21 protein-coding genes are annotated in these 23,207 nt (G+C 34.0%); 1 reads left to right on the top strand and 20 read right to left on the bottom strand.

Annotation, left to right across the window (positions count from 1 at the left end; all coding sequences use genetic code 11):
• Nucleotides 1-5: 5 nt before the first annotated feature.
• From rnr to LQ617_RS07030, 11 genes are all read right to left on the bottom strand, one after another.
• Nucleotides 6-2,354: a ribonuclease R gene (gene rnr, locus LQ617_RS07080; protein WP_239740055.1), complete on the bottom strand. Its 2,349-nt coding sequence runs from the start codon at nucleotides 2,352-2,354 to the stop codon at nucleotides 6-8.
• 35 nt (nucleotides 2,355-2,389) lie between these two features.
• Complete coding sequence (locus LQ617_RS07075) at nucleotides 2,390-3,130, bottom strand: alpha/beta hydrolase (RefSeq protein ID WP_239740054.1); 741 nt, start codon at nucleotides 3,128-3,130, stop codon at nucleotides 2,390-2,392.
• Nucleotides 3,131-3,219: 89 nt separating this feature from the next.
• Complete coding sequence (gene secG / locus LQ617_RS07070; RefSeq protein WP_025906376.1) at nucleotides 3,220-3,453, bottom strand: preprotein translocase subunit SecG; 234 nt, start codon at nucleotides 3,451-3,453, stop codon at nucleotides 3,220-3,222.
• A 69-nt stretch (nucleotides 3,454-3,522) separates the two neighbouring features.
• Nucleotides 3,523-4,866, bottom strand: coding sequence for a 3-phosphoshikimate 1-carboxyvinyltransferase (gene aroA, locus LQ617_RS07065; RefSeq protein WP_239740053.1), 1,344 nt, complete (start codon nucleotides 4,864-4,866; stop codon nucleotides 3,523-3,525).
• A 1,192-nt stretch (nucleotides 4,867-6,058) separates the two neighbouring features.
• Nucleotides 6,059-7,363, bottom strand: a complete 1,305-nt coding sequence (gene eno, locus LQ617_RS07060) for a surface-displayed alpha-enolase (protein WP_025904549.1) — start codon at nucleotides 7,361-7,363, stop codon at nucleotides 6,059-6,061.
• A 31-nt stretch (nucleotides 7,364-7,394) separates the two neighbouring features.
• Complete coding sequence (gene gpmI, locus LQ617_RS07055; protein WP_239740052.1) at nucleotides 7,395-8,927, bottom strand: 2,3-bisphosphoglycerate-independent phosphoglycerate mutase; 1,533 nt, start codon at nucleotides 8,925-8,927, stop codon at nucleotides 7,395-7,397.
• Nucleotides 8,927-9,688 (bottom strand): triose-phosphate isomerase, encoded by a 762-nt coding sequence (tpiA, locus tag LQ617_RS07050; RefSeq protein ID WP_239740051.1) that lies wholly within the window; start codon nucleotides 9,686-9,688, stop codon nucleotides 8,927-8,929. The genes gpmI and tpiA overlap by 1 nt, the downstream gene beginning before the upstream one ends.
• Before the next feature lie 22 nt (nucleotides 9,689-9,710).
• Nucleotides 9,711-10,901 (bottom strand): phosphoglycerate kinase, encoded by a 1,191-nt coding sequence (locus tag LQ617_RS07045; protein WP_239740050.1) that lies wholly within the window; start codon nucleotides 10,899-10,901, stop codon nucleotides 9,711-9,713.
• Nucleotides 10,902-11,015: 114 nt separating this feature from the next.
• Nucleotides 11,016-12,026 carry a type I glyceraldehyde-3-phosphate dehydrogenase gene (gap, locus tag LQ617_RS07040; RefSeq protein WP_025904545.1) on the bottom strand — a complete coding sequence of 337 codons (1,011 nt, stop codon included), beginning with the start codon at nucleotides 12,024-12,026 and terminating at the stop codon, nucleotides 11,016-11,018.
• 48 nt (nucleotides 12,027-12,074) lie between these two features.
• The gene (locus LQ617_RS07035) at nucleotides 12,075-13,091 is read right to left on the bottom strand and encodes a sugar-binding transcriptional regulator (RefSeq protein ID WP_191836334.1); all 1,017 of its coding nucleotides are present in this window, start codon (nucleotides 13,089-13,091) and stop codon (nucleotides 12,075-12,077) included.
• 150 nt (nucleotides 13,092-13,241) lie between these two features.
• Nucleotides 13,242-13,487: a glutaredoxin family protein gene (locus LQ617_RS07030; RefSeq protein ID WP_204254961.1), complete on the bottom strand. Its 246-nt coding sequence runs from the start codon at nucleotides 13,485-13,487 to the stop codon at nucleotides 13,242-13,244.
• A gap of 442 nt (nucleotides 13,488-13,929) precedes the next feature.
• Between LQ617_RS07030 and clpP the strand changes: the two genes are divergently transcribed.
• Nucleotides 13,930-14,520, top strand: coding sequence for an ATP-dependent Clp endopeptidase proteolytic subunit ClpP (gene clpP, locus LQ617_RS07025; RefSeq protein WP_025904542.1), 591 nt, complete (start codon nucleotides 13,930-13,932; stop codon nucleotides 14,518-14,520).
• A 51-nt stretch (nucleotides 14,521-14,571) separates the two neighbouring features.
• On the opposite strand, the gene whiA is transcribed toward clpP, so the two are convergent.
• The 9 genes from whiA to hprK all read right to left on the bottom strand — a co-directional run bounded on the left by whiA (nucleotide 14,572) and on the right by hprK (nucleotide 23,107).
• Nucleotides 14,572-15,516, bottom strand: a complete 945-nt coding sequence (gene whiA, locus LQ617_RS07020; protein ID WP_239740049.1) for a DNA-binding protein WhiA — start codon at nucleotides 15,514-15,516, stop codon at nucleotides 14,572-14,574.
• Between the two features lie 130 nt (nucleotides 15,517-15,646).
• Nucleotides 15,647-15,799 (bottom strand): hypothetical protein, encoded by a 153-nt coding sequence (locus tag LQ617_RS07015; RefSeq protein WP_185805774.1) that lies wholly within the window; start codon nucleotides 15,797-15,799, stop codon nucleotides 15,647-15,649.
• A gap of 145 nt (nucleotides 15,800-15,944) precedes the next feature.
• Complete coding sequence (locus LQ617_RS07010) at nucleotides 15,945-16,931, bottom strand: gluconeogenesis factor YvcK family protein (RefSeq protein WP_191836336.1); 987 nt, start codon at nucleotides 16,929-16,931, stop codon at nucleotides 15,945-15,947.
• Nucleotides 16,928-17,833 carry an RNase adapter RapZ gene (gene rapZ, locus LQ617_RS07005; RefSeq protein WP_037588755.1) on the bottom strand — a complete coding sequence of 302 codons (906 nt, stop codon included), beginning with the start codon at nucleotides 17,831-17,833 and terminating at the stop codon, nucleotides 16,928-16,930. The genes LQ617_RS07010 and rapZ overlap by 4 nt, the downstream gene beginning before the upstream one ends.
• A 566-nt stretch (nucleotides 17,834-18,399) precedes the next feature.
• Nucleotides 18,400-19,347 (bottom strand): thioredoxin-disulfide reductase, encoded by a 948-nt coding sequence (gene trxB / locus LQ617_RS07000; protein WP_025904538.1) that lies wholly within the window; start codon nucleotides 19,345-19,347, stop codon nucleotides 18,400-18,402.
• 63 nt (nucleotides 19,348-19,410) lie between these two features.
• Nucleotides 19,411-20,847 (bottom strand): hypothetical protein, encoded by a 1,437-nt coding sequence (locus LQ617_RS06995; RefSeq protein ID WP_204258285.1) that lies wholly within the window; start codon nucleotides 20,845-20,847, stop codon nucleotides 19,411-19,413.
• Between the two features lie 8 nt (nucleotides 20,848-20,855).
• Entirely contained in the window at nucleotides 20,856-21,338 is a 483-nt protein-coding gene (locus tag LQ617_RS06990; protein WP_025904536.1) for an acyltransferase, read from the bottom strand.
• Between the two features lie 18 nt (nucleotides 21,339-21,356).
• The gene (gene lgt, locus LQ617_RS06985) at nucleotides 21,357-22,175 is read right to left on the bottom strand and encodes a prolipoprotein diacylglyceryl transferase (protein WP_191836338.1); all 819 of its coding nucleotides are present in this window, start codon (nucleotides 22,173-22,175) and stop codon (nucleotides 21,357-21,359) included.
• Entirely contained in the window at nucleotides 22,175-23,107 is a 933-nt protein-coding gene (hprK, locus tag LQ617_RS06980) for an HPr(Ser) kinase/phosphatase (protein WP_025904534.1), read from the bottom strand. Before hprK ends, lgt begins: the two co-directional genes overlap by 1 nt.
• Between the last annotated feature and the right edge of the window lie 100 nt (nucleotides 23,108-23,207).

The raw sequence follows: 23,207 nt of genomic DNA, 5'->3' as shown, positions 1-23,207 counted from the left end.
ACTTTCTATTTTTTCTTTCGTCTTGCTTTGTTTTTCACAGCTTTTGCTTTGTAATAAGGCTTTTTATTTTTCTTACCTTGTTTACCTTGATTGCCGCCTTGTTTACCTTTAGCTCTACCTTTTTTATGCTTATTAGGTTTATCTTGTTCTTTAGCTGTACCACGTTTTTTAGCTTTGATTGTTTTTTCTCTTGCTAAGCGTTCTCTATTCTTTTCAGCTATTGGCATTCCAACAATTTGAAAATCAATCATACGCTCATCAACGTTAACATTAATTACTTTAACTTCGACTTTGTCACCAATTCTAAATACTTTAGCTTGGCGCTCACCTATAATGGCCATATTACGCTCATCAAAGTTGTAATAGTCATCTGTTAAGTTAGAGATATGCACCATACCTTCAATTGTGTTCTCTAGCTCTACAAACATACCAAAGTTCGCTACTGAACTGATAATACCTGTAAACACTTCTCCGACGTGTTGAATCATATACTCTGACTTCTTCAAGTCATCTGTATCACGTTCAGCGTCAATTGCTCTTCGCTCACGTTTTGATGTATGGTCAGCGATGTCTGGCAACATTTTTTCCCAATGTCTAATTTGTTTACTGTTCATAGATTTTTCAATTAAATATTTACGAATTAATCTATGCACAATCAAGTCAGGATATCTTCTGATTGGAGATGTGAAATGTGTATAGTAATCTGCTGACAAGCCAAAATGACCTAAATTATCTTCACTATATCTAGCTTGTTGCATACTTCTTAACATTAAAGTAGAAATAACCATTTCTTCTTTCTGTCCAGCAACTTCTTCTACAATTTTCTGTAATGTTGCAGGGTGTATGTCTTCACTTGAACCTTTAACAGCAAGTCCAAAGTTTGAAATAAATTCAAAGAATTGGTTTAATCTTTCTGCTTTTGGATTCTCATGGACACGATAGATAAATGGCACTTCGAGTTTACTAAAGTGTTCAGCAATTGTTTCGTTAGCAGATAACATAAAGCTTTCAATTAATCGTTCTGCATCATTTCTTTCTCTCACTTTAATGTCTGTAGGTATACCATCTTCATCTACCAATACTTGTGCTTCTTTAATATCAAAATCAATTTCCCCACGTCTTTTACGTTTAGCGATTAATTGTTTTGATAGTTGTTGTGCTAAATCAAGCATTGGTGTGATTTCTGAATACTTTTCACGAATGTCTTGATCTTCATTTTCAATAATGGCATTTACATCTGAATATGTCATTCTATAATCTGAGTGAATAACACTTTCAAAGATATCATGTCTGATGACTTCACCTTGTTGATCTATTTCCATTCTACAACTCAATGTTAATCTATCTTCATGAGGGTTTAATGAACAAATACCATTACTTAATCTATGCGGAATCATAGGTATTACTCTATCGACAAGATATACACTTGTTGCTCTGTCATATGCTTCTTTGTCTAACTCACTATTTTCTGTTACATAGTAGCTGACATCAGCAATACTAACTGTAAGTTCTGTTAAGCCATTGTCTAAAGCTTTTACAGAGACAGCGTCATCTAAATCTTTTGCGTCTGCACCATCTATCGTGATTGTAAGTTCATCTCTTAAATCTCTTCTACCTTTAATTTCGTCTGGACTAATTTGATCTGGTACATTTTCAGCTTCTTGAATAACATTGTCAGGAAATTCAATATTAATACCATGTTGATATATGATAGATAAAATATCGACACCTGGATCATTCTTATGACCTAGAATCGCTTTAACATGACCTTCTGGATTATGCGTACCATCGGCATACTCTGTAATTTCTACTAATACTTTATGACCTTCAATTGCACCAAGATTTTTACCTTTAGGGATAAAGATATCTTGTGTAATACGTTTATCATCAGGTAACACGAAACCGAAATGTTTCGCTTCTGTATAAGTACCAACGACTTGCGTAATATTACGTGTCGTAATTGCTTTAACTCTACCTTCAATCTTACCTTTATGATCTCCACGAGATGGCACAACTTCTACTAATACTTCATCGCCATCCATCGCTTTATTAATTTGATTAGGTGGGATAAAGATGTCTTCTATTGTGTCATCTTCAGGTCTTAAAAAGGCAAATCCTTTTTTGTGTTGACTTAAAGTACCTTTTACAAGGTCTGATTTCTTACTTTTCTTCTTATATCTATCCGTTTTTGTTCTTTCTAGTTGACCCGTTTGTTCTAAATCAACTAGAACTTTAATTAATTCTTTAAATGAATCAGCATTACTAAGTCCCATTGCATCTTGAAATTCACTTACGGTCATAGGACTGTATTCTTTATCATTGATGATTTCTTCAACTTCTTCTCTTAGATTCATAGTGGGCCTCCTTTCTCGTTTATATTATGTGTGTCTTACTCGGACCAATCTAATGATTCTAAGAATTGATACACGTCTTCAAATACTTGTTCTTTTTCTTGTCCGATTGTTATAACATGACCAGATTCTTCATACCATTTAATATTTTTGTCATCAGAAGATGATTCATTATAAATAATATTAGCTGAATCAGGGTTAATCATTTCATCTAGTCTACCTTGTACAACAAACAATGGATCAAATACTTCGTCTACTTGATCTCTCACACTTTGAATTGTTTCTTGTAAATCTTTCAAAGTATTCGTAGGATGAAAATGTTTCATTTCTTCTTCAATTTGTTTAGGTGTTTTGCCTTCATACTTTTTAAATTCTCTAGCATAATCTAACACACCTTCAAACATCGTGCCTTCAGTTTTTATATACATAGGTGAGCACATTGTTACAATACCTTTTACATCTCTGTTTAAACTTAATTTTAAACTAAAGACGCCACCTAATGATAATCCAGCTACTGCTATTTCAGTATATCCTTTTTCTTCTAAAAAATCATATGCATCTAAACAGTCTTTAAACCATACATATGGACTTGATTCCAAAATTTCTTCAGGTGGTCTACCATGACCTTCATAATGCGGAGCATATGATGTATACCCTTTTTTCTGTAAGTAACGTCCTAATTGTCTAACATCTGATGAATTACCTGTAAATCCATGTAAAAGTAATACTGCTCTTTTTCCTTCTTCAAAAAAGAAAGGTTTAGGTAATTGAATTCTCATGAATGACCATCCTTTAACATAATCTAGTTCTATTGTATCGTTTTTTTACTTGTATATAAATAAAAAAGTCCGACAATACAGTCGGACCACTACATTTTGAAGTAAGTAATTGCTAACATTAATAAGAAAAATAAAATTGCTAAAATAATTGTAACTCTGTGTAAAATTAAATCTATTCCACGTTGTTTTTGTTTTCCAAATAATTGTTCTGCTCCGCCACTAATTGCACCAGATAAACCAGTACTTTTACCTTCTTGAAGTAATACGACGGTAATCAATGCAATACAAACGATGATTAATAAGACGATTAAAAATGTATGCATGGACTCGGTCCTCCTGTCTATTATAACAGTAGCATTATAGCATATTTACAATATGCACTCAAGTTTTCATTAATGATACTCAACCGATATACCTAACGATGCTAACATTTCAAAATATGTTGGGCAAGTCTTTGATACACATGAAGGATCTAATAATTTAATCCCATCAACTTTAGTACCCATTAAACTTAATGACATTGCAACACGGTGATCATCATAAGTATCTAGAGTTGCTGCCTTTACATCACCTGGCGTAATAGTCCAACCATCTTGATGTTCAGTAACTTCAATACCTAATTTTGTTAAACTATCTGTTAATGCAGATACACGATTACATTCATGATGACGTATATGTTCTACACCTGTAATTGTGATTGGACCATCAGCAAATACAGCTAAACTGCCAATTGTTAAAGCTTGGTCTGAGCAAGCATTCATATCAATTGTTAAGTTCCCTTTTAATTGTTCAGGACCAGAAATGACAACATAATCAGGACCTTTTTCAACAGTTGCACCCATTCTTTCAAGAATATCGACAACTTCTAAATCAGGTTGATGACTTTCCATATTTAAATGTTTAATTTTAATCGTAGACTTATTAAGTGCTGCTAATGCCATGAAATAGCATGCTGTAGATAAGTCAGCTTCTAATGGTAAAGTAGCTGCTTCATACTCACCTTGTTCTACTTTCATATGTGTGTAATCCTCTGATACATCTACATGTATGCCAAATTGTTTCATCATTTCAATTGTAATATCCACATAAGCACTTTGAACTATCTTAGTCGTAAGTTCTATTTCAGTTGGTTTGTTAAATAAAGGTGCCGCCATTAATAAACCACTAATAAATTGGCTAGATTGATTACCAGCAATTGAAACTTTTCCGCCCGTTTCCGGTGCACCTTTTATAGTTACAGGTAACTGACCTTCTTTTTCAAGATACGTTAATTGAACACCTAATTGTTTTAACGCATCATGTAAAGTCTTGTGAGGTCTACCAGCAAGTTGTTCAGTTGAAGTAATAGTGATTTCACTTTTCTCTTGAGTTCCTAAAATACCTGGTAAGAATCGAGCAGTCGTACCAGCAGAACCAATAAATACTTGTTGTTTCTCAGGTAACTCTGAACGATTAATACCTGTAATATGAAGTTCATCACCTACAGCTTCAACAGTAGCACCTAGTTTTTTAATTGTTTCCATACACCAGTATGTGTCATCACTCTTTAAGTATCCAGATAATTTAGAAGTACCCTTACTAAAACCAGCCAAAATAAAAGCACGATTCGTTACACTCTTACTACCCGGAATCATGACTTCTTTATTAAATGCTTCTTTAATAGGATGAAGAGATAATTGATCCACACCATCTAAACTAGACCAAGGTGATTTTGCACTTTTTAAATTAATCGTCATTATGATCCTCCTATAAAATTCATTGCCTCTATTATAGAACATTTTCAAATAGAATGAAATGATAAAATAGTATTGATTTAAAGCGTTAAAGAATTTGTTTGGTAATGTGATTGTGGGAGATGGGAGGTATATAGTGTGTAAGGTTTAAATGTGTAGTGTGGGATTTAATTGTGTAGAGTAGGATTTCTTGGCTTTATTTGATGTGAGGATACAATTTGGGTGATCTCTTGGCTTAAGTTAGAAGTTAAGCTACGACTTGGGCTATCTCTTGGCTTTATTCAGAAGTTAAGCTACGACTTGAGTGATCTCTTGGCTTTATTCAGTAGTTAAGCTACGACTTGGGCTATCTCTTGGCTTTATTCAAAAGTTAAGCTACGACTTGGGCTATCTCTTGGCTTTATTCAGGAGTTAAGCTACGAGTTATGCAATCTCTTGGCTTTATTCAGGAGTTAAGCTATGACTTGGACCATCTCTTGGCTTAAGTTAGAAGTTAAGCTACGACTTGGGCCATCTCTTGGCTTAAGTTAGAAGTTAAGCTACGACTTGGGCTATCTCTTGGCTTTATTAGGTAGTTAAGCCATGACTAGTCAATTTTTTAAGTAATCAAAAATGTTCATTCCTAAAAAATCATATTATTTTTGAAAAGATGTGAGTTTACTACCTCTTTAACTCACATCTTCTTCAATCTCGTGAGTTTACTACCTCTTTAACTCACATCTTCTTCAATCTCGTGAGTTTACTACCTCTTTAATTCACATCTTCTTCAATCTCGTGAGTTTACTACCTCTTTAACTCACATCTTTTTCAATCTCGTGAGTTTATTACCTCTTTAACTCACATCTTCTCCAATCTTGTGTATTTATTACCTCTTTAACTCACATCTTTTCCAATCTCGTGTGTTTATTACCTCTTTAACTCACATCTTCTCCAATCTCGTGAGTTTACTCCACCTTTAACTCACATCTTCTTCAATCTCGTGTGTTTACTACATCTTTAACTCACATCTTCTTCAATCTCGTGTGTTTACTGCCTCTTTAACTCACATCTCCCGATACTCCGATACTCACCCAACCACTCCACCAAACACCTTCCTACCTTACCTACCAAAATTTCTATAACAATTATAAAAAGCCCAAAAGATGTGACAACATCTTTTGGGCTTTATGTGAACCATTTTTATTTATATGCTCAATTATTTTGATAAGTTATAGAAAGCTTTGATTCCTTCGAATTTACCTGTTTCGAATAATTCATCTTCGATACGTAATAATTGGTTGTATTTAGCAATACGGTCAGTTCTTGATAATGAACCTGTTTTGATTTGGCCAGCGTTAGTTGCTACTGCGATATCAGAGATTGTAGTATCTTCTGTTTCACCTGAACGGTGTGATACAACTGCAGTGTAACCAGCTTTTTGAGCCATTTCGATTGCTTCGAATGTTTCTGTTAAAGTACCGATTTGGTTAACTTTGATTAAGATTGAGTTACCGATACCTTTTTCGATACCTTCAGATAATTTTTCAGTGTTTGTTACGAATAAATCGTCACCTACTAATTGTACGCGGTCGCCGATACGGTCAGTAAGAAGTTTCCAGCCGTCCCAGTCGTTTTCATCCATACCGTCTTCGATAGTGATGATTGGGTATTTGTTCACTAATTCTTCAAGGAAGTCTACTTGTTCTTCAGAAGAACGTTTAGCACCATTTTCACCTTCGAATTTAGCATAGTCATATACGCCGTTTTCGTAGAATTCTGATGCTGCACAGTCGAATCCTAAGAATACATCTTTACCTGGTTCTAAACCAACTGCTTTGATTGCTTCTAAAATTGTTTCAACACCGTCTTCAGTACCTTCAAATTTAGGAGCGAAACCACCTTCGTCACCTACTGCAGTTACTAAACCACGAGATTTTAAAATTTTAGCTAAGTTATGGAAGATTTCTGCTCCCCAACGTAAAGCTTCTTTGAATGATTCAGCACCTACTGGTAAGATCATGAATTCTTGGAATGCGATTGGTGCGTCTGAGTGAGAACCACCGTTAACAATGTTCATCATTGGTACTGGTAATTGAACACCATTGAATCCACCAAGATATTTGTATAATGGTTGACCTAAGAAGTCAGCTGCAGCACGAGCTACTGCGATAGAAACACCTAAGATAGCATTAGCACCTAATTTAGCTTTGTTTGGTGTACCGTCTAAAGCGATCATTAATTTGTCGATAGAAACTTGTTCTAATACTGAGAATTCACCTTCAATGATTTCAGGTGCGATGATTTCGTTAACGTTTTCTACAGCTTTAAGAACACCTTTACCTAAGTAACGATCTTTGTCTCCGTCACGTAATTCTACTGCTTCATATTCACCTGTTGAAGCACCTGATGGTACTAAAGCTCTACCAAAAGCACCGCTTTCAGTTAATACTTCTACTTCTACTGTTGGATTACCACGAGAGTCTAATACTTCGCGTGCATAAATATCTGTAATAATTGGCATAATTAAAACTCCTTTATAAATTTATAATTTATTATTTAATTAATGATTCACCAGTCATATCTTCTGGTTTTTCTACTCCAAGTAAGTCTATAAGTGTTGGTGCTAAGTCTGCTAAGCGACCTCCACTTCTTACTTCTACCCCTTCTTTTGTCACAATAACAGGAACAGGGTTTGTTGTATGAGTTGTCATAGGTGATTCGTCATCTGTTAACACTTCATCAGAGTTACCATGGTCTGCTGTAATGATAGCTGTACCATTCATTGATAAAATTTTATCAACAACTTCACCTAAACATTCATCTACTGCTTCAATTGCTTTAATTGTTGGTTCAAGCATACCACTATGACCAACCATATCAGGGTTCGCAAAGTTTAAGATAATTAAATCTAAATCACCTTTTTCTAACTCACTGATTAAAGCATCTTTTACTTCATATGCACTCATTTCAGGTTTTAAGTCGTATGTTGCAACTTTTGGTGAATCGATTAATACTCTTCTTTCACCTTTAAACTCTGCATGATTACCACCGCTCATGAAATAAGTAACATGAGGGAATTTTTCTGTTTCAGCAATTCTTAATTGATTTAAATTATTTTTCTCAGCTACTTCACCGATTGTATTTTTGATATCAACTGGTTTAAAAGCAACTTCGGCAATAACATCATCACTATAGTTTGTAAAAGTAACAAAGAATAAATCATCTAGTTTACGTTTAATTTCAAAACCTTCAAATTTTTCATTTGTATATACTTGACTAAGTTGAGCTGCTCTATCTGGACGGAAGTTAAAGAATACCATAGCGTCATGGCTATTTACGCCAGTGTTTTCTACACCTTTTTCTTCGTCTTTAACGATAAATGGAACAACAAATTCATCTGTTAGACCTTCTTGATAATTAGCTTCTACACCTTCAACTGCAGTTGCATATACAGGTCCAACGCCATTAGACATTGCATCGTAAGCTTTTTCTTCACGATCCCAACGTTTATCTCTATCCATAGCGTAATAACGACCTGATATAGAAGCGAATTGACCAATACCTAGCTCTTTAAATTTATTTTCAGTTTCTTCAATATATTTAAGTGCTGATTTTTGATCAACGTCACGTCCGTCTAAGAATCCGTGAACATAAACTTTTTTAACACCTTGTTTTTTGGCTAATTCTAATAGTGCAAATAGATGTTTGTAGTGACTGTGAACACCACCATCTGATAAAAGTCCCATTAAATGTAGCGTTGAATCATTTTTTACAACGTGATCCATTGCTTGTTTAAGTGCGTCAATTTCAAAGAAATCGCCATCTTCAATTGATTTATTGATTCTAGTTAAACTTTGATAAACAATTCTTCCTGCACCAATGTTTAAGTGACCTACTTCAGAGTTACCCATTTGACCTTCTGGTAGACCTACATCTAAACCACATGCTGATAATTCGTTATGTGGATATTTGTTGTAATATCTATCAAAATTTGGTTTGTTGGCTTGTTTTACCGCATTACCATGCTCTTCTTCACGATTAGCAAAACCATCAAGAATGATAAGTGCTGTTGGTTGTTTAGCCATTATTTAGCACCTTCTAATAATGCTACGAATGAATCAACTTTTAATGAAGCGCCGCCAACTAATGCGCCATCGATATCTGATTGAGCCATATATTCTTTAATGTTTTCTGGTTTAACACTACCACCGTATTGTACACGTAAAGCATCAGCAGCTTCTTGAGAGAAAGCACCTGCAACAACGTTACGTACGTGTGCACACATTTGGTTAGCATCTTCAGAAGTTGAAGATTTACCAGTACCAATTGCCCAGATAGGTTCATAAGCGATTACTGTCGCTTTAACTTGATCTTCTGTGAAACCTTTAAGTGCTGCTTCAACTTGACCACCTACTACTGATTCAGCTTTACCTGCTTCTCTTTCTTCTAATGTTTCACCAACACAAATAATTGGTGTCATATTATGAGAAAATACAGCTAATGCTTTTTTATTAACATCTTCGTCAGTTTCGTGGAAGTATTCACGACGTTCAGAATGTCCTAAAACGACATACTTAACACCTAAATCTTCAAGTGCTGCTGGAGATGTTTCACCAGTGAAAGCACCATTATCTTCAAAGTATGCATTTTGCGCACCAATTTGTAAGCCTTGTGTTACGCCTTCTTTAGTTAAGTTAACAAGTGCATCTAATTGTAAAGTTGGTGCACAAATTACTGAATCTACCTCATTAGTATCTGGTAATGCTGGAAGTTCATTAACAAAGTCTTTTGCTTCTTGAACTGTTTTATTCATTTTCCAGTTACCTGCGATAATTGGTTTTCTCATGATATATAAACTCCTTTTATGATTATTTTTCAGAAATTGCTTCGATACCTGGTAATGCTTTACCTTCTAGATATTCTAGAGAAGCTCCGCCACCTGTAGAAATGTGTGTGAAATCATCAGCAAATCCTAAGTCCATCGCTGCTGCAGCTGAATCTCCACCACCGATAATTGTTGTAGCATCTTTTAAGTTAGCAATTGCTTTACATACGCCAATTGTACCTTGTGCAAAGTTACTAAATTCGAATACGCCCATTGGACCATTCCAAACAACTGTATTTGAACCTTGTAGAGCTTCACTAAATACTTCAACTGATTTAGGACCGATATCCATTGCTTCTTGATCAGTAGGAATTTCATCAGCAGAAACAACTGTAATTTCAGCGTCATTTGAAAATTCTTTAGCTACTTTACAATCAACCGGTAAAATAATTTTATCGCCAGCACGTTCAAGTAAATCTTTAGCAAAATCTACTTTGTCTTCTTCAAGAAGTGATAAGCCGATTTCTTTACCTTGTGCTTTGAAGAATGTATAAGCCATTCCTCCACCGATGATAACTTTATCAGCAATTGTTAATAAGTTTTCGATAACACCAATTTTATCAGACACTTTCGCGCCACCTAAAATTGCTACTAAAGGACGTTCAGGTTCACTTACAACGCCGCCGATAAATTTAATTTCTTTATCCATTAAGAAACCTGATGCTGTTTCAATATTAGATGCAATACCTACGTTAGACGCATGTTCACGGTGAGCTGTACCGAATGCATCATTGATAAATACATCACCTAATGAAGCCCAGTATTTACCTAATTCAGGATCATTTTTAGATTCTTTTTTACCATCAACATCTTCAAAACGTGTATTTTCAAATACTAATACATCGCCTTCAGATAATCCGTCGATTGCGCTTTCTAACGCTTCACCACGAGTTTCTGGTACGAATCTTACTTCTTTATTTAATAATTCACTTAAGCGTTCTGCTACTGGTTTAAGTGACAATCCTTTTTTATCTTCTTCAGTTTTCACTTTACCTAAATGTGAGAATAAAATAACTTTACCGCCTTGTTCGATAATGTATTTTATTGTAGGAAGCGCTTGAACGATTCTGTTATCGTTTGTAATTGCACCATCTTTCATTGGTACATTAAAATCTGCTCTTACAAGTACTTTTTTACCTTTTAATTCTACGTCTTTAACATTCTTCTTTGCCATGACTTGTCTTCCTCCTCTAGATAATAGAAAATACTTTACGATTAAAAATAAGCGGAGAAGCGTTGTGCTCCCCGCTTACTCATAAGCATAACCTATTTAGTTCAATTATTTAAATTATTTGTTAGCTTGAGCTGCTAAATATTCTAAAGTACGAACTAATTGTGAAGTGTAAGACATTTCATTGTCATACCAAGATACAGTTTTAACTAATTGACGATCTCCAACTGTCATAACACGAGTTTGAGTTGCATCGAATAATGAACCGTAAGTGATACCAATGATATCAGAAGATACGATTTCGTCTTCAGTGTAACCGAATGAATCATTTGTAGCATTTTTCATTGCTGCATTGATTTCTTCAACTGAAACTTCTTTGTCTAATACAGCTGTTAATTCTGTTACTGAACCAGTTGCTACTGGAACACGTTGAGCTGATCCATCTAATTTACCTTTTAATTCTGGGATTACTAAACCGATTGCTTTAGCAGCACCAGTTGAGTTAGGTACGATGTTTTGAGCAGCTGCACGAGCACGACGGAAGTCACCTTTAGCATGTGGAGCATCTAAAGTATTTTGGTCACCAGTGTAAGCGTGAATTGTCATCATTAAACCTTCAACGATACCGAATTCATCATTTAATACTTTAGCCATTGGAGCTAAACAGTTAGTTGTACAAGATGCACCTGAAACGATTTCTTCAGATCCGTCTAATTCGTCATGGTTAACGTTATAAACGATAGTTTTTAAGTCACCTGATGCTGGAGCTGAAATTAATACTTTTTTAGCACCTGCTTCGATGTGAGCTGAAGCTTTGTCTTTGTCAGCGAAGAAACCAGTACATTCTAATACTACATCGATATCTAAATCGCCCCATGGTAATTCTTTAGGGTTAGGATTTTCGAAAGTTTTGATTTCTCTACCGTTTACGCGGAATCCGCCTTCGATAACTTCTACTTCGTCTTTGAAACGACCTTGTGTTGAATCATATTTTAATAAATGAGCTAACATTGCGTCATCTGTTAAATCGTTGATTGCTACTACTTCGATATTTTCAACTTCTTGTAATCTTCTAAATGCTAAACGACCTATTCTACCAAAACCATTAATTGCTACTTTAGTTGCCATTATGATGGCCTCCTTTTTATTTTTTATTCAAAAAGGTTAAATAACCTTTTATTCCAAATTGATTATTGCTTTTGCAGCACCTTCATCAGTGATAAGAATTGTATTCTTTGGCGCAATCTCAAGATAAGCTTTTATCGCTTCTGCTTTAGATGTCCCACCTGCTACTGCAAAAATGTTTGTCTTTGTTGTTAAGTCTTCTAGTTGCAAACCGATTGTCTTAACACGATGCACGACCTCACCTTTGTCATTGAAATAATAACCAAAAGCTTCTCCGACAGCATGATGATGTTTCAATTGGCTTAATACTTCTTCAGAAGTCTTCCTTCTTTCCGCCATCTTCAGCGCATCACCAATACCGTGAATAATAAAATCTGAACGACGTATTGCATCTAGCACCTCAATAACTGCAGGTTCTTTCAGCAAAGTTTCGTATGAACTTTCACTCACTTGGTCTGGAACATACAAGACTTTATATGACCCACCTGTACGATTTGCCATACTTGCGCAAATTGTATTCGCTTGAAACACAACGTTTTCACCCAAACCACCACGCGCTGGCGTGAACAAAATGTCTTTATCTAATGGATGTAATGACTCACTCACTCTTGCCATTGTTGAACCACCAGTTACTGATACTGAAGCATGATCGTATAATGACTGTTCTAGTAATTCAGCAGTAACATTACCCATTTCTGCTTTAACCATCTCATCTAAATCCGAATTACCTCTCACTATATGAGTTTTCACACCATATCGATTAAAAATTTCTTCTTCAATATGATTAAAACTAGAATAAAGTGTTAAATAATGTGATAAAGAATCAAGCGTTTGCTCGCCTGTTTCAGTCAATTTCATACCAGTTGACCGAACGCTGATTAAATCTTGTTGTTTTAAAATTTCTATCTCAGTTCTCAATACCCGTTCAGTGACATTCATAACATCACTCAACGTTCTTCGACCTATAGGCTGCTTCTTCTCGATTGTCGATAAAATATTAAAGCGTCGATACATCTTGTCAATCAAATCAGGAACTAGTCTATGTTGTACTTTTAGTAAATCTTCCATAAACAAGTCGCCTCCTCAAAGATTAACAGATGGGCAATATCTAACCTGGGTTAGACGTTTTTCGTCCCATGCGGGTCAAAAAAATAATATCTGTTTACAGTTTTATAATACACCCCTTATATATAGAATGCAAGTTAAAAGCGTTTCCTATTATTTCAATTGATTATATGCCTCTGTCAATGTGATGAAATCAATATTTCCTTCTTGTAGAACTTGTCCATCATATTCAACAACTGGAATTCTTAACATATATTTTTCAATTAATGTATCATCTTCTTCGATATTAATAGTATCTATTTTTATTTCATGATCGTACGATTCTTTAAAAAATTCAATTTGAATCTTAGCATCTTCACATAAACCACAATTTGTTCCAACATAAAATTTAATTGTCATCCAAATCATCCTTTACAAAGTAAGCCTCCCCGAGACGAATCGAACGCCCATTTCAAGAACCGGAATCTTGCGTGTTATCCGTTACACTACGGAGAGATAAGTCTTAATAAATACTTTATATCTACTTAATATATTGTCGATATAATAGAATTATCAACTATTAAGGAGTGAAGCAAAATGAATACAACTCAAAGGGAGTATTTCATCAGAAAAAGATGTGACTATTTTAATATAGAAGTCACACAAATTCACTGCACACAGCTCGTTGATTACGGAAACTATTATATCATTTATGCTAACATTGACAACTCATATCACAAATTCCCAGTGTATAAATCAGCTATTTAAGTTATAATATTCATCAGTAGGTCATATTTTTTGACCATGTTTGACTTTGTAGTGTATGATATGGTCATTAAGATATTCAAAGGAGGATTAACTGATGAATTTAATACCAACAGTTATTGAAACAACAAACCGCGGAGAACGCGCTTATGATATTTATTCACGTTTATTGAAAGACCGCATTATTATGTTAGGGTCAGCTATCGATGACAATGTAGCTAACTCAATCGTTTCACAATTACTATTCTTACAAGCTCAAGATTCTGAGAAAGATATTTACTTATATATCAACTCTCCGGGCGGTAGTGTAACAGCAGGATTTGCGATTTACGATACAATCCAACACATCAAACCTGATGTTCAAACTATTTGTATCGGTATGGCAGCATCTATGGGTTCATTCCTACTAGCAGCTGGTGCTAAAGGTAAACGTTATGCATTACCAAATAGTGAAGTTATGATTCACCAACCACTTGGCGGTGCACAAGGACAAGCTACTGAAATTGAAATTGCAGCTCGTCATATTTTACGTACACGTGAGAAATTAAATAAAATTTTATCTGAAAGAACTGGACAACCAATTGAAAAAATTGAAAAAGACACTGATCGTGATAACTTCTTAACAGCTGAAGAAGCTAAAGAATATGGTTTAATCGATGATGTTATGCATCCAGAAGATATTAAATAAATTATATTAATAAAGAAGCACCTGAGACATGAATTGTCCCAGGTGCTTTTTTTATTGTTGAATTGTCTCGCCGTTTCTAATTTTTTCAGCCATCTCATTTAATTTACGTAATCTATGATTAATACCTGATTTAGATATTTTACCTGTGCTTACCATTTCGCCTAATTCTTTAATTGACACATCTTGATTATCTATTCTAAGTCTTGCAACTTCTCTTAAACGATCTGGCAAGTTATCGATACCAATTTCTTTATCGATGAGCTGAATGCTCTCAACTTGTTTCATTGCGGCGCTAACTGTTTTATTCAAGTTAGCCGTCTCACAATTGACTAGTCGGTTAACTGAATTTCTCATATCCCGAATAATTCTTACATCTTCAAACTTCAAGAGTGCTTGATAGCCACCTATCAAACTTAAGAAATCGGAAATCTTTTCAGCTTCTTTCAAATAACTGATAAACCCTTTTTTGCGCTCTAATAATTTAGCATTTAAATCAAATTGATTCATGAGTGCGGTTAAATCTGCTGAATGTTCTTCGTATAATGAAAAGATTTCAAGATGATAAGAAGAAGTCTCCGGATTATTAACAGAACCCCCTGCTAGAAATGCACCTCTTAAATAACTTCTTTTACAACAATCTTTTTGTAAAATATCTTTATCTATTTCATGTTTAAACATGCCATCTTGTAAAATACCAAGCTCATCTAATATTTCTTTAGCTTTTACTTTTATTCGACTAATATATATATTATTTTTCTTAAGTTTCATTTTCTTTCTCACTAATAATTCAACTTCAACACCGAAGCATTTTTTTATTAATGAAAATATTCGACGTGCTATCGCTGCATTTTCAGTTTGTACATTTATAACAAATTGCTGATTAGATATGCTTAAATTACCGTTCATCCTAATCAAAGCTGAAAGTTCTGCCTTGGCGCAACAATCATCTACTTCAATTCTTGTTAATTCATTTTTCATTTCTGAAGCAAAGCTCACAGCAGATCATCCTTTCTTAGTTTATACGCACATAAAAATAATGATATGCCAAAAGACATATCATACGTTTTGCATCTATTTCATATTACATGGAATAGCCGGGCGTATCAAGTTTTTAAACTTGAACTTTTTATGTTTTACTTGAAGGTTCTTTAATAACTCCAAATAAAATCATCGCCAAACCAATGATTAAAAATGAAATACCTATCTGCTGATTTGCGATTAAACCTATGAGTAAAAATATACAACCTAATATCACCATTAATATTTGAACACTTTTCATGACCCATCACCCCGAATTGAAAACCCTTACATTTATATTACTCGATTTCCATAAAAAAATGAAGCAAATTGGACATGAATGAGTGTCTCATTTGCTTCATTAAAAATCATTATTTTCGTTTGTCTGTTTTCTCTTGAGTATACAATTATTTATCTTTCTTATATTGAATTGTACTGATTTCTCTTAAGGCTATTTCGTAAATGAGTTGTGCCAACACTTTATTGTTATGTCTAATGTATTGATGAGGTGTGATACTTACTAATTCATTATCATGAATACACTGTACACCCATTTCTTTTAATTTCTCACCATCAAATTCAACTTGTTTAGCTTCTTCTTGTTCATATCTTAATAAGATATCTTTATCGAAACGCTTATTTTGACATATTACAAAGTCAATAAATGATGCGCCTACATGGTCATGAATAGCTTTAACATGGTCACTTACTGAATAACCTGTTGTTTCACCTTTTTGAGTCATAAGGTTACATACATATAATCTTTCCGCTTCAGTATTAACAATTGCATCTTTAACTTTATTCAAAATTAAATTAGGCATTATACTTGTATATAAAGAACCTGGTCCCATTACAATTAAATCCGCTTCTTCAATTGCATCTATTGCTTCTTTCATCGGTTCAATATCTTGAGGGGTTAAAAATACTTTTTCAATTTTCTTATCTGTCTTAGGAATTTTAGATTCTCCGACAATGATTTCACCATCTGACATAACTGCATTCAGCACAACACTTCTCGTTGTTGATGGAATGACTTGCCCTTTAATATTCAATAGCTTACTTAATTCTTTTACAGCATGTCCAAAATCATCCGTAATATTTGTCATGGCTGCTAACAATAAATTTCCGATTGAATGACTGCCAAGTTCTTCTTCTTCAAAACGATATTGGAATAACTTTTCAAGCATTGGTTCTGTGTCACTAAGTGCTGCTAATACGTTTCTGATATCGCCAGGGGCAGGTATATCCATCACATCACGAATTTTACCAGTACTACCACCATCATCTGCTACAGTTACAATGGCGGTAATATCTATTGGATATTCCTTTAACCCTCTTGCTAATACAGAAAGACCGGTTCCTCCGCCAATTAAGACGACTTTTAATCTTTTCATGTTCTTGGCTTACTTTCAATATGTGCATCGCGATGTGATGTATACACAACATAGTCAAAGTTCTCTTTAATATCTTCCCCTAAACGTTTTGCAAGTGCTACAGATCTATGTTGACCACCCGTACAACCGATTGCAATCGTCAATTGGGATTTCCCTTCTTTCTTATAACCTGGCAACATAAACATTAACAGATCACTAAACTTTTTATAAAATGTATTCGTCTCTTTCCATTTCATAACATATTGATAAACTTCATCGTCGAGACCAGTCATAGGTCTTAACTCTTCAACATAATATGGATTTGGCAAAAATCGTACATCAAAAACTATATCTGCATCGATAGGCATACCATGTTTGAATCCAAAGCTCATCACTCTTACTTGAAATGTTGTAGAAGGATCTTCTTCAAATGCTTCTACAAGTTCTTGTTTCAATTCTTTAGGTTTCTTTTCAGTCGTATCAATCACAAAGTTACTGATACCTTTAATATCACTTAATAAAGATCTTTCTCTTTCAATTGCAGATAATAAACTACCTTCCTCACTTAAAGGATGTGTTCTTCTTGTTTCTTTATATCTAGAAATTAATTTTTTATCGCTCGCTTCTAAAAACAAAATATCTACTACTACTTTTTTCTCACTTTGTATATAATCTAATTCATCTCTTAAATTTCCAAAGAAATCCTTACCTCTTAAATCGATACCAATTGCAACTTTTGATAAAGAAGGATTACCCTGATCCATTAAATCAACAAATTTTTGCAATAATATAGGCGGTAGATTATCAACACAAAAATATCCTAAATCTTCTAAAGCTTGTAGTGCGACTGATTTACCCGCACCGGACATTCCTGTAACCACGAGAAGTTCATTTTTTACATTAGTTTTGTCGATAGGTTGCATAACAGTTCTCCTTTAACGATCATATATACTTTTATCTTACATGATTACACCACAAAAAACATTAAATAAATGGCCAATACTAGTGTATCTTTCCCGTAATATTAAGGTAGTAATCACTTATGAAATAGCGTCGATTATATTGATGTTTCGTTTTCGGGTCGGTAAATTTTTTTATCGGTCCATATTTCTCGTTTCTGGACCGGTAATTATTTTTATCGGTCCATATTTTCCATTTCTGGACCGGTAATTTATTTTATCGGTCCATATTTCTCGTTTCTGGACCGGTAATTTATTTTATCGGTCCATATTTCTCGTTTCTGGACCGGTAATTTTATTTATCGGTCCATATTTTCCGTTTCTGGACCGGTAAATTTTTTTATCGGTCCATATTTTCCGTTTCTGGACCGGTAAATTTTTTTATCGGTCCATATTTCTCATTTCTGGACCTATAATTTTCCGTATCGGTCCGTATTTTCCACATCCGGACCTACCGATAATCACAATCCGCCCTAAATCCACATAAAAAAAGAGGCGGGACATGTGTCCTCGCCTCTTCACTACTCAAATTATATTAATTGTTCTTCGTCTTCTAATGATTCGATATATGCTTGTGCATTTTGTGCTGCGATACTGCCGTCACCTGTTGCTGTAACGATTTGACGTAATGTTTTTTCACGAACATCGCCTGCTGCATATACACCTGGTACTTTAGTTTCCATTTCATCATTTGTTTCGATATAGCCATTTTCATTTAAAATACCTAATGATTCAAATGGTTTAGTTAATGGTTTCATACCGATATAGATGAATACACCATCAGCTTGATGTTCTGACTCTGATCCATCTTCAGTTGAAACTAATGTTACTGATCCTACTTTACCATCTTTTTCATTAATTGTTTTTAATGTTGTGTTCCAAATGAAATCAATTTTTTCATTTTTAAATGCACGGTCTTGAATGATTTTTTGAGCTCTTAATTCGTCTCTTCTGTGAACAATTGTAACTTTGTCTGCAAATTTAGTTAAGAAAATACCTTCTTCGACAGCTGAATCTCCGCCACCGATTACGTATAAGTTTTTCCCTTTAAAGAATGCACCGTCACATACTGCACAGTAACTTACACCACGTCCACCTAATTCTTGTTCACCTGGTACACCTATTTTTTTGTATTCTGCACCAGTTGCAATGATAATTGCACGAGCTGTTAATGTTTTGTCACCCATATTTACAACTTTATAAGAACCTTTATCTTCTATTTCTTTAATGTCACCATATTCATATTTAGCACCAAATTTTTGTGCATGTGTAAACATTTTAGTTGATAAGTCTGGACCTGTTATTAAATCAAAGCCAGGGAAGTTCTCTACATCTTCAGTGTTTGCCATTTGTCCACCTGGCATACCTCGTTCTATCATTACAGTTGATAAATTTGCTCTTGAAGCATACACTGCAGCAGTCATTCCTGCTGGTCCTGCCCCAACTATAATTACATCATAATCTACTTGTGTAGTCATTTATAAACTGCCTCCTCTTATTAATTCAGTAGAATTGTACATCATAATCATTACTATTCATAACTATATGCTCAAAATAGCATTGATCGCTTTATTCAAGCGATACGTCGTAATATGAAATGTATCTTTAATCTCTTTTTTAGTTATTTTTTTATTTAACATCTTTAAGTAAATATAAATTGATGCTGCAACATAATGTTCAACTTGTTCAATCGATTCATTATCTGCAATGAGCATTTCTGCATGTTCAATCCACGATACAAAAATTTCTTTACCATATTTTTGATATATAGATTGTTCGATAAGCTTCATACCTTTATCAATAAAGCCTAACTTGTTTAAATGTAAATCTTGAAAAGTATACGTTATATATAACCTTTCATAGTCTGGTAAACTTTCTAGAACTTCCCATATTTCATGAGACATAACGAGTTCCCTATGTTTCATATGCCCTAATAAAAAGATGCCATATAATCTATATCGATAGTCTTCGTCTTTTAATAAAGGTAATACATGACGGTCTAACATATCTTTCAGTTCGTCAATTTTCCAAGGTGGCAATTGACTATGATATTGTACACTATCTTCAAATCTTTGCCAATGTCTTTTCGCTTCATCTAAATATCCTAAATGATAGAAGTTGTAACTTAAGGCGTGGTGTAATTGTGGCGTAGCAGCTTGTGCTTTTTTTAGAAGAGGCACTAATAATTGATTAGAAGGTTTATGCTTTCCTAAATAGCTTAGAACAACACCCAATTTAAAAGATTCTTCATCATTAATAGGATGTAATTTACTTAATTGATTCAGATATTGCTCATAACGTTCTAGCTGTTGCGTGTTGTATAGCAATAACGTCATATGACATAAAGCGTAAATATCAGAAGGATTATCTTCCAATATCGTTTGTAACAATATCTCCGCTTCGTCATATTGACTATTGTATAACATAGACATCGCTTTTAAATTCATAATATGTTTATCTTCTTGTAATTTAGCACGTTGTCTATCAATATATTCATTCGCTTCTTGTAACCTACCATGTGAAAATAAGTATTGGAAAATATGTTGAATCACAAATCTTTCCGCTTCTTCTTCCACAATTGTTTGATCATTATACTTTACTTCAAACATTTGAATCATTTCTTCAAAATAATCTTGGTCGTCCTCTTCTGTTACATATCTCAACCCAAATAAAAATGCTTTATTAGGTTCATTCGTCTTTATATACATTTGACTTAAATAAAAATAATAATCTGTCACAAAATTTTCTTTCACAATTTGATCGAACATCATTTCTTCTGCTTGAGTATTTTTATTTAGCTCTACAAGACATTCAGCATAAGGCGGTATAATCACAAAATCATTAGGTGATAGTTCAAGCGCTTTTTTAAATAAAGACTCGGCATATCCGAAATCTTGCTCTCTCATTTTTTCCATTGCTTTATGATAATAGAAGTCTTTATCAAACTTTACGTGTATGACATTTGAATTTTCTCCCAACGACTGACTCACCGCCTTTTTTTAAGTTCCATAGGATTGCCATATGCCATCATATCATTAGGTACATCTTTCGTCACGATTGTACCACTTGCTATAACAGCATTATCACCTATACTCACGCCTGCAAGTATAGTGGCATTTGCACCAACTAAGACATTATCTCCAATGTTTACACGGCCAATTCTATATTCTTCGACTAAATATTCATGACATAGAATGGTTGCATTATATCCTATTACACAGTTTTTACCGATAGTGATAAGTTCAGGATACATAATATCAGGCGTTGCTTTAAATGCGAAAGCTGTCTTTTGACCAACTTTCATCTTAAGCCCTTTTCTGTAGAGAAAATGTTTCCATTTAACACTCGGTAAATATCTACTAATTTCAATGATAATAACATTTTTAAACACTTTTATAAAACGTACTGTTTCATACATTTTCCATAATGGATTCGCACCATCTACTTTTTTAGTCTTTAATGCTCTCACGTAAACACTTCTTTCACATTAGTTATGATAATAACCTTTAACATCTCTGAATTTTTTCGGATTATAACGTACTCTTCTATAAATAATACAAATAATAGAAACAACAATTATCACAATAGAAATAACTTGAGCGATTCTTAAATGTTCAGTAAGCATCAAGCTATCCGTTCTTAAACCTTCTATATAAAATCTACCAATTGAATAATAAATTAAATAAGCAAAGAATGTCTCACCAATTTTCAAGTTAGGTCTAATGAGTAGTAAAATGATAAACCCAACTATATTCCAAATGGATTCATATAAAAATGTTGGTTGATAATAAATACCGTCTATTTGCATATGGTTAATGATAAATTCAGGTATATGTAAATTCTCAAGAAAACTACGTGAAACAGGTCCACCGTGCGCTTCTTGATTCATAAAGTTACCCCATCTACCAATTGCTTGTGCCAAAATGATACTTGGCGCGACAATATCAACCATTTGGAAGAATGACAAATTCTTTTTACGACATATGATGAACCCTGTTAAAAAGGCACCAATCAATCCACCATGAATAGCTATACCACCATTCATTATAAGAGGTATTTCTGCTAAATGTTGACTGTAATAATCCCATTCAAACGCTACGTAATAAATACGTGCACAGATAATTGCCATTACGACACACCATATAATTAAATCAATAAGTGATTCTTCTTTTATTCCAACTTTTTTAGCAGTTCTTTGTGCGATTAGATATCCAATTAATATACCGGAAGCAATGATAATACCATACCATCGTATTGCTAGCGGCCCTAATTGTATCGCTACGGGATCAATGCCTAACACTTCCATTATTCATTCTCCTTACGTGCATTTTTCAAAATTTCTGCATTAAGACGATTATTAAACTCTTCAGCAGTATTAATTCCCATGTTGTTTAATCGATAGTTCATTGCAGCAACTTCAATGATAACTGCTAAGTTTCTACCAGGTCTAACAGGAATCGTCTTTTTAGTTATTTTTGAATCTAAGATTTTTAAAGTTTCTTCATTCAATCCAACTCTGTCATATATTTTTTCTTTGTTCCATGTTTCTAAATTGATGTTTAACTTGATTCTTTTCTCCATCAAGATAGATCCCGCACCAAATAAAGTCATAACGTTGATAATACCAAGACCTCGTATTTCAAGTAAATGTTCAATAATCTTCGGTGCTTTACCGATTAATTCGTTTTTATTGATTTCTTTAATTTCAACATTATCATCGGCAACAAGTCTGTGACCGCGCTTAACAAGCTCTAAAGCCGTTTCACTTTTACCGACACCACTATCACCTGTAATTAATACACCTACGCCATAAACATCGACGAGAACGCCATGCAATGATGTTTCAGGTGCTAGTTCACGCTCTAAATATCCGGTTACTTGTCCCATCAATTTAGTCGTTGAAGACTCACTTTTTAAAAGTGGTGTATTATTTTCATTACAACTTTGAACGAGTTCTTCTGGTGCATCTAGACCTCGTGTGATAATAATAGCTGGTGTTTCAGGTCTACATAATTTAGCCATTCTACCTTTTTTCTCTTCATCAGGCAACAAATTATAAAACGACAACTCAGTTGTGCCTAATACTTGAATTCTATCTGATGAATAATGTGAAAAATACCCAGCCATTTCTAGACCAGGACGTGATATATCCGTTTCTGTTATTTTACGATGTAAGCCATTTTTCCCGGCAATAACTTCCAAATTAAATTGCTCTATTAATTTACTACTTGATATCATAGGGTTCACCTCTAGGTTAATATATGTTAATTCTAATGAACTTTAACCTTAACTGCAATCATTATCAATATTACAACAGTTTCTCCAAATATAAAAACCC

It is taken from the genome of Mammaliicoccus sp. P-M59, assembly GCF_022386135.1.
Lineage (GTDB): Bacteria > Bacillota > Bacilli > Staphylococcales > Staphylococcaceae > Mammaliicoccus > Mammaliicoccus sciuri_A.
The sequence above is the reverse complement of the archived record's forward strand: the minus strand, read 5'-3'. Positions and strand labels throughout refer to the sequence as shown.

Bases quoted from the DNA above. Each gene is read 5' to 3' on its own strand.
- rnr (WP_239740055.1), bottom strand. From the start codon at position 2,354: ATGAATCTAAGAGAAGAAGTTGAAGAAATCATCAATGATAAAGAATAC.
- LQ617_RS07075 (WP_239740054.1), bottom strand. From the start codon at position 3,130: ATGAGAATTCAATTACCTAAACCTTTCTTTTTTGAAGAAGGAAAAAGA.
- secG (WP_025906376.1), bottom strand. From the start codon at position 3,453: ATGCATACATTTTTAATCGTCTTATTAATCATCGTTTGTATTGCATTG.
- aroA (WP_239740053.1), bottom strand. From the start codon at position 4,866: ATGACGATTAATTTAAAAAGTGCAAAATCACCTTGGTCTAGTTTAGAT.
- eno (WP_025904549.1), bottom strand. From the start codon at position 7,363: ATGCCAATTATTACAGATATTTATGCACGCGAAGTATTAGACTCTCGT.
- gpmI (WP_239740052.1), bottom strand. From the start codon at position 8,927: ATGGCTAAACAACCAACAGCACTTATCATTCTTGATGGTTTTGCTAAT.
- tpiA (WP_239740051.1), bottom strand. From the start codon at position 9,688: ATGAGAAAACCAATTATCGCAGGTAACTGGAAAATGAATAAAACAGTT.
- LQ617_RS07045 (WP_239740050.1), bottom strand. From the start codon at position 10,901: ATGGCAAAGAAGAATGTTAAAGACGTAGAATTAAAAGGTAAAAAAGTA.
- gap (WP_025904545.1), bottom strand. From the start codon at position 12,026: ATGGCAACTAAAGTAGCAATTAATGGTTTTGGTAGAATAGGTCGTTTA.
- LQ617_RS07035 (WP_191836334.1), bottom strand. From the start codon at position 13,091: ATGGAAGATTTACTAAAAGTACAACATAGACTAGTTCCTGATTTGATT.
- LQ617_RS07030 (WP_204254961.1), bottom strand. From the start codon at position 13,487: ATGACAATTAAATTTTATGTTGGAACAAATTGTGGTTTATGTGAAGAT.
- clpP (WP_025904542.1), top strand. From the start codon at position 13,930: ATGAATTTAATACCAACAGTTATTGAAACAACAAACCGCGGAGAACGC.
- LQ617_RS07015 (WP_185805774.1), bottom strand. From the start codon at position 15,799: ATGAAAAGTGTTCAAATATTAATGGTGATATTAGGTTGTATATTTTTA.
- LQ617_RS07010 (WP_191836336.1), bottom strand. From the start codon at position 16,931: ATGAAAAGATTAAAAGTCGTCTTAATTGGCGGAGGAACCGGTCTTTCT.
- rapZ (WP_037588755.1), bottom strand. From the start codon at position 17,833: ATGCAACCTATCGACAAAACTAATGTAAAAAATGAACTTCTCGTGGTT.
- trxB (WP_025904538.1), bottom strand. From the start codon at position 19,347: ATGACTACACAAGTAGATTATGATGTAATTATAGTTGGGGCAGGACCA.
- lgt (WP_191836338.1), bottom strand. From the start codon at position 22,175: ATGGAAGTGTTAGGCATTGATCCCGTAGCGATACAATTAGGGCCGCTA.
- hprK (WP_025904534.1), bottom strand. From the start codon at position 23,107: ATGATATCAAGTAGTAAATTAATAGAGCAATTTAATTTGGAAGTTATT.